Origin of the sequence: Gemella sp. 27098_8_149, assembly GCF_041433745.1 — a bacterium.
Classification (GTDB): domain Bacteria; phylum Bacillota; class Bacilli; order Staphylococcales; family Gemellaceae; genus Gemella.
This window is the reverse complement of sequence record NZ_JAPWCB010000011.1, coordinates 1-13,241: the sequence shown is the minus strand read 5'-3', so window position 1 is coordinate 13,241 and position 13,241 is coordinate 1. Positions and strand designations below refer to the sequence as shown.

The following is a 13,241-nucleotide window of genomic DNA, read 5'->3' as shown; positions in this document are numbered from 1 at the left end:
AAATAAATGAGACGCAGTTTTATTGGATTATTTTTTATAATCCTTGCAGTAACTACTTTACTCGATGGATTTAGTATTTTTCCAAACGGATCAATCTTTCTAACTATATGTACTGTTGTACTAGGATTTTTCGCAATCCGAGGTTTAATGGATTTTGATTCATTTGGAACAATATTCCCTCTAGCATTATTATTCTATGTATACAATAAAAATTATCAATTTGCTGATATATCAGGTGGAAAAATATTCTTTGTTGCTGTTTTCCTTAGTCTAGGTATTTCTATGTTTGTCCCTAGAAAATACAAATATAGAGAATTCAAAAGCTTTTACAAAGTAAAAAAACATCAAAAAATAAAAAATGGTAATGATTTTTCCGATGTAACATTCGGAGAAAATGTTCAGTATGTAGACATAACTAAATCTGATTCATTCTCTGCTTCTACAACATTCGGAACTACTACTATCTACTTTGAAAAATTAGATACTTATCCTATTAAGAACTTTGATCTTAATGTTTCTATTTCTTTTGGTAATCTAAAAGTATATGTTCCAAAAGAATGGGCAATCGAGAATAATACAAATAACTTCCTAGGAAAAGTTCAAAAACAAACTCAAAACATCGGAAAAGATGTTAAAATTATCCTAAATGGTTCTGTAACATTTGGGGAAGTTGAAATAATTCATGTATAAAAAAATAACTCTCAAGAATTCTAGAAATCTTGAGAGTTTTATTTTTAGTTGTTTTCTTCTTTCTTTTGCTGTTCTCTTTTCTCTACAAATTTAGACAAATAGATTGATCCAACAGTTAATAAAATTACTAATAATGAAGCAATTAAAAATTCTTTACTGAAGATATTTGTACTAGTAGCTCCGAAGTTTAAGAATACTACTGTTCCAGGAATAATACCGAGCACACTCGCTATCATATATTTTGATAAACTGATATTAATTAAACCATATCCGTAGTTTATCATATTATATGGTACCAAAGGTATTAGTCTCAGTATTACTAAACTCATCATTAGTTTTTCATCACTAACATTAAAAATTCTATCGTGTTGCTTAGGTGTCATTTTTTTCTTAAGGTAGTTTTTCACCCATTCACGACCGAAACGACGTGATATTACAAACATAATATAACAATTTAATGACGCTCCAACGAAAGTTAGTAAACTTCCTTCTACAAAACCAAACGCTACTCCTCCAGCAACAGCAAGTATTGGAACCGGAAAGAAAAATACCGGTAAGAACATAAACATTAATACATAAATTATCGGTGCTAAGACACCAAAACTTTGAATAAACTCAGTCATTACTCTCCTCCTATTTAAAGTATGCTGATACTTTCTCTAAAAACTCTAAGTCGACATATGAAGCTATTTTCTTAAATGTAGTTTCATCCATTAACATTTTATCATTTTCACTATACTGTCTAAATGCCATACTACACCAAGTAACTCCTCTTAGACAATTAAATATTAAATATCTCTCGAATCTTTCTCTATCAAAATTTCTATAATTATTATATTCTTCTAAAAACTCATTAATTTCATTTTCTGATAAAATAATATCAGTTTTCCAAAATGTCGTTGTTGGTGCTAGAAAATGGGCTAAATCTTGTTCACATTCTCCTATTAATGCTTTCTCCCAATCAATAACATAGCTGTCCTCTTTTCCTTCACCTATTAAAAAATTTCCTGAATTTAGTTCAGTGTTTATAATACACGGATTAGCAATACTATACTTTTCAGGTATAAGTGTCAGACACTTTTCTAAGAATCTATTAATATAAAAACTAACTTTCTCATCGGATTTATCCCAAGCTAAATACTCCCCTGCCATCTGTTTACATTCATCAAACATGAGTTGGAATGGGTTGGTCACATTGATTAAGTTATTGTCTCCATATGGTGTATTATGAACGTTACTTAATAAATAAGCTGCAATATGCATATCTATTTTGTAATTAAGTGGTCTTCCTTTTAAGAATTCCATTGTTAAATATTTATACGGTAATAAATTTGTCTTTGTTACTAAATCATAAGGTTTTGGTGTAACTCCACTGTCTTTCAACAATTGTAGCGTTTCGTATTCATATTCTATTTGATTTTCAAGATTCATCTGGCTCTTCATATTTATTCTGAGAACCTTTTTCAAATCTCCTTCATCAAAGGTAAAGTTAATATTATACTCCCCTGCACCTAATAACTTAATATTATTATAACCTGTCTCTGCTAATAAAAGGTCTTCTTTAGTATCGATGTCTAAGCCAGCTTCTCCTAAATAATAACTTAGCTTTTGTTCATTACATACAGTAAGTAAATTCTCTAAAACGGTGTTATCCCCATAACTTGGAAGATCAAAGACCTCTTTAATAGCTTTTTTCATCCCTATTAAAAAATAACCACCATCAACACTTGGATTTATAACGACATCATACTTATCTAACTTTTCAAATGCAGTATGAATCATATTTTCTTGAAGATTAAAGATATCTGAACCTAGTAAAATCACCTTATCACTGGTCTTTAACTCATCTTCAATTGCATTATACATTTTATCACCAAGTGTTTCTCCTACTTGATAAGAAAATTCTCTATTTTCTAAGATATGCTCCATCACTTTATCATCAATACTTTGACCATCATGGTAGACTACTACTTCTTCCCCACACTCTTTTAAAACACTATAGTTTTTTTTCATTAATTTCTTTTGAATTTCTACAGCAGTATCCGGGGACACAAAGTCATACAACCTTGTTTTTGTTGTACCTACCTTAGGTACTCTTGTAAAAAATATTATCCTGTTTTTCATCTCTGAAATTTTCCTTTTATATAAAATCTTCTGAGGGAGTGACTCAAAAATCGTGATTTCGGAGAAATCGATTTTGTCGAGTCACTTCCCGCAGTAGTTTACTAGATATCTAAAAAGCTTTTATAAAGCGTATTTAGATATCAATAAACCACTGCGTCTATGAGTTCTCATATGAACTTTGTTAAATTTTAAGACTTTTGGGGCAGTCCCCTATAAAGAAAAAGGACAACTCAACTAAAAAATTTCTGATTGAAATTACTATTTTGAGTCACCCTTTTACTTTATATATTAATGTTTGTGTCCAGCATGATCATCTTTCTTATCTGCAGAATGATCATGTCCAGAATGGTCTTCTTTCTTCTCTCCAGAATGATTGTGACCTTCATGACCTTCGTGGTTTCCACAGTTTTCACAATGTCCTTCATGTTTTTCTGAACCTTTTACTGCATCACTTGGATCTTTACAACAGTCAGCAATTTCAAATTTATAACTAAATTCTTTAGTTCCATCAATTGCATTAAAGACATTTTTATATCCTAAGTCAACTAGTTTTTGAGCCACTACAGATGAACTGTTTCCAGTGTTACTATAAACATATATAGGAACCTCTTTATTTTCAGGTAAAATAGACTGTAAATTATCTAATTTATTTACATCGATATTTTTCGCCCCTGCACCATGTCCTTTTTCAAATTCAGCTTTATCTCTTACATCTAAAAATACATTATTTGCTGCAGTATCTAATAAAGCATCCTGGAATTTACTTCCACTTAATGATGTATATTTTACAAGATCGTAGCTAAAGTCTTTTACATTTTGAGCTCCAGTTACATCTTTAAAACCTTGTTTTGTAAGTTTATCTACAGCATCTTTAGTTTTATCAGATTTATCACTATAAACAACAACTTTTTTCTCTCTCCATTTACGGATTTCTTCAATACTCTTATCTATTTTTGATAATGGAATGTTAATTGCGTGTTTAAGGTGACCTTCTTTATAAGACGCTTCATCCCTAATATCTATAACAAGATAGTTTTCTTTTTCCTTATCATCTTTTTGAATTTTGTTTAACTCCTCACCTTTTAATTCTTTTGCAGATGAAGTAGTTGAACATCCTACTAAAGTTAATGATAACACTGCTGACATACTTACAGCTAAAAATTTATTATATTTCATTTATATTTCTTCCTCTCCTTATTTAATAAGAGACAAGGTGGTACTTAAATATTTAATACATTTAGGTATACCTCATCCCTTATTAGTATAACTTAAAAATAGTTTTTTTTCTAATAAGTTATATTATTTTTACTCATTTTTTTATAATATTTATATTTTTTTTAAAAGTAACTTTTTTTTCGTTTCTTATTAGAACTTACTCTGAAAATTTACAATTTTTTAAAATTTATATTCATGCTCTTTTGTTCCATCCCAAGCATTATAAACATTTGTATATCCTAGTTCTACTGCTTTTTGTGCAGCTTTAGATGAACGGTTACCACTGTAACAATATGTGTACACTGGAGCATTTTTATCTTCTGGTAATAATGCTGCTAGGTCTTTATCAATATTCTTAACATCGATATTTTTAGCTCCTGCTACATGCCCTTTTTCGTAGTCTTTTGCTTCACGAACATCGATAAATGTCCCCTCTTTTTTATCAATTGCTGCTTGGAAGTCGCTTGCTAATAATGTAGTAAATTTAACTATTTCATAGTCTTTATAGTCTTTCACACCTTGAGCATTAGAAACTTTTTTAAATCCTGCTTTCACAAGTTTGTCTGCAGCTTCCTTACTTTTCTTACCAGTATTACAAACTGTCACTACTTCTTTATCTTTCCATGCACTTAGATGCTCTGCGTGTTTTTCAATATCCTCTAATGGAATATTAATAGCGTGTTTTACATGCCCTTCTTTATATTCTTTAGCATCTCTTACGTCGATAACAAGGTATTTTTCTTTTTCTTTGTCATCTTTTTCTATTTTATTTAATTCTTCCCCTTTAAGTTCTTTTACAGCAACAGTCCCATTACTGTTACTCGAAGTACTATTAGAAGCTGAGGAACACCCTGCTAATGATAGAGATAAAACAGCTGCCATACTAATAACTAAAAACTTATTCTTTTTCATAATTTTAACTCCTTTGTAATAGTTTTCATAAACAGTATAACAAATTTGAGAAAATCAATCAACATCACTTCCCAAGATAACAAATAATTATTTTACTTTTTACATTATATTTCAATTTACATAAAATATAATAAAGGCTATAACCACGTAGTGATTATAACCTTTATTATAGACCTTATTTTTTTCATACTTTCTTTATATTCAGAAAAATAATAATATTTTTTTACAATTCCTTTGCTTCTAATTCTGAGAAAAACTGAATAATATTTTTCACTTTATATCCTGTATAATTTTCTAACTTATCATCAAAATGCCACTTTCTTTCTACCAAACAAGTTTTAATTCCTAGTTTGTTGGCTGGATTTATATCATGATGTAGAGAATCACCAATCATCATTGTTTCACTAGCCACTATGTTTTCCTTCTCTAGAACATTAATAAATGCTTCTGCCTTAGGTTTACTAATATGCGTTTCACCTGAAATGTATAGTTTAAACATATTGTCTAAACCAAGTTTTTCGATTTTTCTTCTTTGTTCACAAGATTTCCCATTAGTTAAAATTATCATTTTATATTTTTTATTTAATTGCTTTATCCACTGATTTACTTCTTGATTAGGTTTAATTGATTCCAAGATAAAATCAAACTGCTTCTCATAATAATTATTACAATCTTCTTCCGTTAGAATAATTCCGAATTTCTCTAGAGTTAGGGTTAATCGTTTATTTCTGATTTCTCTTAGCTTAATATTTCCCTTTAAAACCTCTTCCACTAACATATTATTAATAGCTTTATACTGTTTAAAAAACTCTTCATAACTTACTATTTTATCGTATTTTAAGTATTCATATACCTGCTTATTAGATTCTTTCCAAATAGTACTAAAATCATATAGAGTATTGTCTAGATCAAAAATTAGATTTTTTATCTTAGTCATCAATTTCACCTCCCTAATAAAAATTCATGTTAACTATTAATACGTTCTCAATATTATTATAACATAAATATAAAAAAATAAAGGAGCTAATATCTAAAATTATGATTTTTAAAAAATCAATTAATTAGATAGCACCTTTATTTTTCTATAAATATTTAATTGTTTAACTCTTGTATTTTAAAGAAAGCACCTATAGACTCATATATTACTTTTTTGTCTTAAATCTGTGTTCTATCAGATTCCAAATATTTCACTACAGGTCTAGCTTCATAAACTATTGTTCCATCAGGAACGCTATGTTTAACAACCGCATTTGCTCCTATTTTAGAATTTTTCCCAATTGTAATATTCCCTAAAACTTTTGCTCCTGCACCTATCATAACATTATCACCTATCGTTGGATGCCTTTTAACTGGATCTAATGTTGTTCCACCTAAAGTAGTTCCGTGGTACATCGTCACATTATCACCTACTACTGCTGTTTCACCTATAACTACTCCCATACCATGATCTATAAATAGTCCTTTACCTATCTTTGCGCCAGGATGTATTTCTATACCAGTCTTACGACGAGCTCTTTTCGCCAATAAACGAGCTGTAGTATGCCATCCTTTTATATATAGCTTATGGGCGAAAAAATGATAGTTAAGAGCCTTTATATGTGGATATGTAAGATATACCATAAGTTTTGACTCAGCAGCAGGATCATCTCTTAAAACACGATTTAGATTATAGTTTAAATTCTCAAAATATCCCATTACACTTCAACATGTGTAACATCTTCGAAATCAAGTACTGATAAATACTTATCTACTCCATCCGGTAAGATTGTTACAATATTTTTGCCTGGATACTTCTCAGCTGCTTTTTTAGCACCTACTATTGCCGCTCCTGAAGAAATACCAATACCAATACCTGTAGAACGTAAGAAGTTTTTAGTTTCTTCAATTGCTTCTTCACTAGTTACAGTTAAAATCTCATCCATATATTCTTTACGGAAGTTTTCTGGAATAAATCCTGTTCCAATACCTTGGATTTTGTGTGCTCCTCCGCGTCCTTCACTAATAGCTGGTGACTCTGCTGGTTCTACTGCAACAGTAACTACTTCTGGTTTTTGTTCTTTTAAGTATCTTGCTACACCTGTAAATGTACCTCCAGTACCAACACCTGCAACAAACACATCTATATTTGGAACTTGTTCTAAGATTTCACGCCCAGTTGTTTTGTGGTGATATGCTGGGTTAGCTGGGTTATCAAATTGACTTAAAGAAATTGCATTGCTGTATTTTTCACGAATTGCCGCAGCTTTTTCGATTGAACCTTTAATTCCTTGTTCTTTAGGAGTTAAAATTAATTGTGCTCCATATGCTTTAATAATATTACGTCTTTCAATACTCATACTTTCAGGCATAATAACTACCGCTTTAAGTCCTAAAACTGAAGCTAAAATAGCCACAGCTATACCAGTATTTCCACTAGTCGGTTCTACTATAATAGTATCTTTATTAATAGCACCTTGAGACATAGCTTCTTCTAACATACCTAGTACAGCTCTGTCTTTTACACTTCCTCCTAAGTTATATTTCTCTAATTTCACAAAAATATTTGTGTTATCTAGTTGATATACGGGTGTATTACCCACGAATTTTAATGATGTTGAAATCATAAAATCCCTCCTCTTCTTCTGACTTATTAAAATAACTTTATTATTTGTTTTAGATTATATCACACTTTCTTACTGAAAATAAAGTAATTAATCTAATATTTTTTAACGTTTACATAGATCTAATACAACTTAAATTTTAAAAAACATGAGAATAGTAACATTGAAAATTATAAAATTCTAATTTTTCAGCATTCTTTTATGAATAATTATTTACATAAATTACTACAATATTTCCAAAATAAATCACTAAAAAATTAATAAAAAAACATAACAAGTAAATACTTACTCATTATGTTTAATTATATTAATCATATCTTCTGGTAGATCTGCTTTTACATTAACTATCTCACTTGTAATCGGATGGTTAAAGATTAAATTATTACAGTGAAGTGCTTGTCGAGTTATTAAACGAACATCTCCACCATATAATTCGTCACCAAGGAGCGGATAACCTTTATATTTCATATGTACTCTTATTTGGTGCGTTCTTCCAGTATAAAGTTTTAATTTAACAACACTGATATCTTTGTCTGAAATATACTCTTCTAACCAATACTCAGTCTTAGCGAATTCTCCATCTTCTCCTACTTCACGTTCTATAATGCTAGAGCTTACTCGGCGGATAGGAGCTTCGATAGTTTCATTATCCTCTACTTTTCCATTTACCAAAGCAGTATAATACTTATCTATCTGAAGATTACTAAACAATGCATGAATGTGTCTATGTTTAGCTATTAACACCAATCCTGACGTATTCTTATCAAGACGCGTTACAATATGAGGAATTGTACTAATACTTTTACTCTTAAAATAATAGTTTATTCTCTCAAGAAGTGATTCATCTTCAAGATTCCTTGATGGTATTGAAGGTAAATTAATATCTTTATTTACAATTAAAAAGTATGGATCTTCATATACTATATTAATATCCTTATTAATAAATCTAACAAATTCACTAAAATTTTCACTCGGTAAAGTAATCTCTACAATATCATTTTTTTTCAGAAGATATCTAACATTCTCTTCTCTACCGTTTACTTTTATACTTCCATCACTATCAAACTTTATTCTTGTTAAAGTTTTTCTAGAAATGTTATTTTCTAATAAAAACTCCCTTAAAATTTGTTCTTCTTTAATAGTATATTTTAAAACAATATTAGTCATTTTTTATAAACGATCTCTTTACTCTTTGCCAGAAGCTATCTTCATTATAACGAATGAATGAAACCTTCTTCTCTTTCGACAAAGTTATTTTTATTTTAGCTACACTATCATAATTATAATGCATGTGATCTACAGTAATACGATGATTTTCCGGTTTTATAGGTTTAATCATCAGCTCATCATCTTGAGATAAGATTAATGGATTCCCTAGTGTTCTATAAACAAGATTATTTAAGGCTGCTATTTCTGTTACCTGATACAATGGTAATTGTGGATGAATTACAGCGCCACCTAAGCTCTTATTATAAGCAGTTGATCCTGTTGGCGTACTAATACATAAGCCGTCACCTCTAAAACTCTCAAAGTGAACACCATTTATATAAACTTTCGCAGCATAAGTTACACCTGTATGATTATTTACAGTTACTTCATTTAAAGAATAATAATCTGAAACTAAATCTCCATTAGAGCAGTATGCTTTAACTCTTAACAACGGGTATTCCTCGATTTTTGGCGTCAACGCTAACATATCAAAGAATATTTTTTCATAGTTTTGTGCTGAATAGTCAGTATAAAAACCTAAATGACCTGTATGAATTGATAAAAATTTTACCGTGTCTAACTTATCCATGTATTTATTAAAAGTACGAAGCACAGTCCCGTCTCCACCAATCGCAAAAACATAATCTGGATTTTCCACATCTTCTGTCAGATGACTAGATAATAAAAATTCTTTTAATTGCAAACCTATTTTTTCTGAAATCTCATCCTGTCTTACTTCGACACTAAATTTTCCTTTTAACATTTTGATCTTCACCCATTATTTTTTCATAGTTTTCTAACCATACATCAGCAAAATCTGGTGCAAGTGCTCCATGATTTTTATCAATCCATTCTTGAAGTTTATTCACATTATATTTTAAGATTTTATCAATTTTTTCGCCATACTTATAACGTACTTTATTCTGATTATATTCATCTTCATCTAATAAGAAATATTTTCCATCAGGATATTTCTTTATATCTAAGTCATAATCAATATATTTTACCCCATCTACATCATATGCAAATGGACTACTTAAATTTGAATAATAATGAACTCCATCTTCCCTAAACATACAAATTATATTAAACCAACATTCATTGTGAAAATATACTAAAGCTACTTCTTTAGTAACCCATGTTCTTCCATCATTTTCAGTAACAAGTGTCCTGTTGTTAGCTAAAATCAGAACTTGTTCATCCGCTTCTAGTACAACATTTTTATGCCAAATTCTATGAATAGAGCCATCATGTTTATATGCTATTATTTTAACTACATCGCCCTTTTTAGGTCTTTCTCCTCTGTACATAGTGCCTCCTTTCATACTCTTTTTTAATGTCTTTTTAATTATAACATATTTAATATATTTCATTCTACTCTAATAACAATTTTTTTATAAATTTCTCTATCCATTTTCTATAAATAATATTAAAAAAGCAACTTCAAAATTTTTCTTAAATTCAATTTTGAAATTGCTTTTTGTATTTATATTCTATTCGTAATCGATCACACCAAGAGCAATCTTAGCATATCGTGACATTTTATCTTTTGTCCATGCTGGTTCCCAAACTATATTTACATCTACTTTTTCTATCTCATCAATACCAAGCATTGCTGTCTCAACTTGCTCGATGATAATAGGAGCTAGAGGACAACCCATAGATGTTAATGTCATATCGACGATAGCGTGCTTATTATCATCACTCATCTTAACATCATATACTAGTCCTAGGTTCATTATATCGATACCAAGCTCAGGGTCTATTACATTTTCTAATGCTTCTATTACTCTATCTTTTAATGTTTCCATTTATTCTACCTCTTTCTTATTCTTAAAAATCATATTCTACTTCTTTTCCGTATTCTTCTTTTAATATTTTTCCTAATTCAGTAATTTCTGCTGTTGCATCTTTATAATATGAACACATTTTTATTACTTCATTTGATTCAAATTCTCTATGAATTTCCGCTGTATAGTACTGGATATTATTTTTCGAATCATTTATATCACTAAAAGTAATCTTCGAAAATCCTGATAATAATTCGAAATTAAACACCCCTCCATAAAATACCAATGCGTCTTTATATATTAAAACTCTTAAATTTTTATTTATATATTTTGCATCTCGCACTAAAATATCTACATCATATTCTGTCTCTGGATATTCAATGAATAATTCTTCATATTCCGCTTTAGATTTTCTAATACCTTTTATTATAGATCTAATTAACAATAATGTAGCCAAAACAATAGCAGCAGGAAATCCATAAATACCTAGGTAATATATAGTTCCAGGTACTTTTATATAGACATTTGAAATAAAAGGTTTTTCTTGTAATTTACTTTTATAATTAGCTTCTGTCTTATCTAATCCAAGGTCTTTAATTACCTCTAGGATTCTAACTTTAATCAAAGTACTATGGTCTGCAGCAGTATTGAATTTATCTAACAATTCAGAAGAAATATTAGTTTTTCCTTTGCTTCCTTTTTCTTCTATTACATCGATAATAGAATAAAGATTTTTATCTTTCAGATCTATAATCTTGCCTTCTGGAACATCACTACTTTGGATTAATTTCTTAATATCTTTTTGTGTAGCCTTTAATATTACAAAACCATTTTCGTGTTGAACCATATAAAATTTTTCATCGTCAGCTAATTTTTCATCTACTATATCAAGTTTTTCTATTGCTTCTAATTTAATATAAGTAATTCCGGAATAATTCCCCGTGAATTGATCACCTTCATTATATAATGTTTCAGCAGACTTTGTATAGATATTATACGAAGCTATAGTAGCGATCAAACTAACAAAAAACAAGTTTATAGCAATGAATATTTTTAACCTTGTTCCTCTTAAATAACTCTTCTTCATAACTTCACTTCCTTTTTTTATTTAGACTTTTTTACACACTAAAATATTTATAACATATTCTGTCTTTATATATTCAATGATAAGTTTTTCATATTAACCTCTAGATTTTCTAACATCTTTTATTATAGAAGTTATCAAAAATAATGTACCTAGAACAAAAATCGTAGTAAATACATAAGTGCCTATGTAATATAAATAACCAGGTACTGTTAGATATACGTTAGAAACAAAAGGTTTTTCTTGTAATTTTTTATAGTAAGCTTCTGTTTTATTTGAGCCCTCTTCTTTTAATACATCTGAAACTCTGTTCTTAATCAAAGAACTATGTTTTGCTGCATCATTGAATTTATCTAATAATTCAAAAGAAATATGGACTCTGTCTCTATTTCTTCCTTTTTCACTTTTTACATCAACACGAGAATAAATATTTTTATCTTTTACATTTATTATTTTCTCCTCTGGTACATCACTACTATGAATTAGTTTCTTAATATCATCTTGTGTAGCTTTTAATATTACAAAACCATTTTCGTGTTCAACCATATAAAATTTTTCATCTTCGTCTAGTTCTTTATCAACTATATCTAGTTCCTCAAGAGCTTCCAATTTAACATATGTAATTCCTATACTTTCACCTTCAAATTGATCACCCTTTTCATATGACCTTTCAGAAGATTGTATGGTGTCATTATATGTTGATCCAACAGCTACAATACTAACAAAAATAAACATTATAGCAAAAAATAATTTTAACCTTATACCTCTTGGTTTTCTCTTCTTCATAACTTTCCTTTTCGTCCTTAATTATTTAGATTTTCTATAATTATACTTTTTGTTTTCTTTATATATTTTTAAAATACTCTTTATACCGTATTTACGTGTATTGCCTTAGTTTTCTAATATTATTACATTTTTATCAATAATTATATCTTACTGTTTTTCCAAAGGTTTGTTTTAATGTTTTTCCTAATTCGTCAATATCTTCTCTTGAATTTTTATAGTTCGAACAGATTTTTACTTTTTCATCTGTTTTAAAATTATTGTGGAAGTGTGCTATATAGCTTACAACTCTACCTTTTCGAATTTCTCTACCAAAAGTTATCTTTGAAAAACCTGATAACAATTGGAAATTGAACCCTTTGCCGTATAATATTAATGCATCTTTGTATATTAGGACTTTTAATTTTTTGTTTATATATTTTGCTTCTCGTACTAAAATATCTAAATCTCGTTCTGTCTCCGGATATGTAATGAATAATTCTTCGTATTCAGCTTTATTTTTTCTAATATTTTTTATTACAGACCTAATTAAGAAAAACGTAATAAGAAGAATTACCACTTCCATTCCATAAGATCCAATATAATATCCTTTACCAGGCACTGTTAAATAAAAGTTGTAAAGAAATGGTTTTTCACGTAATTTATCACGGAATTCACTTGAATAATCATCTACACTTTTCTTTATTCTAATTTCTTTAAATACATCTAAAACTCTTTCGCTAATTAATAAACTGTGCTCTGCAGCATTTTTAAATTTTTCTTTTAATTCTGGAGAGATATTCTTCCTCCCCTTACTTCCTCTTTCAAAGATAGCATCAACACGTGAATAAATAT

General features: G+C 29.0%; 15 protein-coding genes. 1 reads left to right on the top strand and 14 read right to left on the bottom strand.

Annotated elements, in window-relative coordinates:
* The first annotated feature begins 6 nt into the window (after positions 1-6).
* Positions 7-690, top strand: coding sequence for a LiaF transmembrane domain-containing protein (locus O3801_RS05835; RefSeq protein ID WP_294682320.1), 684 nt, complete (start codon positions 7-9; stop codon positions 688-690).
* 44 nt (positions 691-734) lie between these two features.
* Here the strand turns inward: O3801_RS05835 and O3801_RS05830 are convergent, their stop codons facing one another.
* From O3801_RS05830 to O3801_RS05765, 14 genes are all read right to left on the bottom strand, one after another.
* Positions 735-1,313 carry a TVP38/TMEM64 family protein gene (locus O3801_RS05830; RefSeq protein WP_371454371.1) on the bottom strand — a complete coding sequence of 193 codons (579 nt, stop codon included), beginning with the start codon at positions 1,311-1,313 and terminating at the stop codon, positions 735-737.
* Positions 1,314-1,323: 10 nt separating this feature from the next.
* Complete coding sequence (locus O3801_RS05825; RefSeq protein ID WP_371454370.1) at positions 1,324-2,814, bottom strand: TIGR04282 family arsenosugar biosynthesis glycosyltransferase; 1,491 nt, start codon at positions 2,812-2,814, stop codon at positions 1,324-1,326.
* Positions 2,815-3,102: 288 nt separating this feature from the next.
* Positions 3,103-3,990, bottom strand: a complete 888-nt coding sequence (locus O3801_RS05820) for a rhodanese-like domain-containing protein (protein ID WP_294682061.1) — start codon at positions 3,988-3,990, stop codon at positions 3,103-3,105.
* 219 nt (positions 3,991-4,209) lie between these two features.
* Entirely contained in the window at positions 4,210-4,941 is a 732-nt protein-coding gene (locus tag O3801_RS05815) for a rhodanese-like domain-containing protein (RefSeq protein ID WP_371454369.1), read from the bottom strand.
* A 223-nt stretch (positions 4,942-5,164) separates the two neighbouring features.
* The gene (locus O3801_RS05810) at positions 5,165-5,878 is read right to left on the bottom strand and encodes an HAD family hydrolase (RefSeq protein ID WP_371454368.1); all 714 of its coding nucleotides are present in this window, start codon (positions 5,876-5,878) and stop codon (positions 5,165-5,167) included.
* 218 nt (positions 5,879-6,096) lie between these two features.
* Positions 6,097-6,636 carry a serine O-acetyltransferase gene (gene cysE, locus O3801_RS05805; protein ID WP_371454367.1) on the bottom strand — a complete coding sequence of 180 codons (540 nt, stop codon included), beginning with the start codon at positions 6,634-6,636 and terminating at the stop codon, positions 6,097-6,099.
* Positions 6,636-7,544 carry a cysteine synthase A gene (gene cysK, locus O3801_RS05800; protein WP_294682068.1) on the bottom strand — a complete coding sequence of 303 codons (909 nt, stop codon included), beginning with the start codon at positions 7,542-7,544 and terminating at the stop codon, positions 6,636-6,638. Before cysK ends, cysE begins: the two co-directional genes overlap by 1 nt.
* Positions 7,545-7,826: 282 nt before the next feature.
* Positions 7,827-8,708: an RluA family pseudouridine synthase gene (locus O3801_RS05795; RefSeq protein ID WP_371454366.1), complete on the bottom strand. Its 882-nt coding sequence runs from the start codon at positions 8,706-8,708 to the stop codon at positions 7,827-7,829.
* Positions 8,701-9,513 (bottom strand): NAD kinase, encoded by an 813-nt coding sequence (locus O3801_RS05790; RefSeq protein ID WP_371454365.1) that lies wholly within the window; start codon positions 9,511-9,513, stop codon positions 8,701-8,703. Before O3801_RS05790 ends, O3801_RS05795 begins: the two co-directional genes overlap by 8 nt.
* Positions 9,494-10,060 (bottom strand): DUF402 domain-containing protein, encoded by a 567-nt coding sequence (locus O3801_RS05785; protein WP_004263672.1) that lies wholly within the window; start codon positions 10,058-10,060, stop codon positions 9,494-9,496. Before O3801_RS05785 ends, O3801_RS05790 begins: the two co-directional genes overlap by 20 nt.
* A 183-nt stretch (positions 10,061-10,243) precedes the next feature.
* Positions 10,244-10,561, bottom strand: a complete 318-nt coding sequence (locus O3801_RS05780) for a metal-sulfur cluster assembly factor (protein ID WP_371454364.1) — start codon at positions 10,559-10,561, stop codon at positions 10,244-10,246.
* Positions 10,562-10,583: 22 nt separating this feature from the next.
* On the bottom strand, positions 10,584-11,627 hold the full coding sequence (locus O3801_RS05775) for a hypothetical protein (protein ID WP_371454363.1): 1,044 nt from the start codon (positions 11,625-11,627) through the stop codon (positions 10,584-10,586).
* 93 nt (positions 11,628-11,720) lie between these two features.
* Positions 11,721-12,410: a hypothetical protein gene (locus tag O3801_RS05770; RefSeq protein WP_371454362.1), complete on the bottom strand. Its 690-nt coding sequence runs from the start codon at positions 12,408-12,410 to the stop codon at positions 11,721-11,723.
* Between the two features lie 133 nt (positions 12,411-12,543).
* A partial coding sequence (locus O3801_RS05765; RefSeq protein ID WP_371454361.1) for a hypothetical protein occupies positions 12,544-13,241 on the bottom strand: 698 nt, incomplete at its 5' end.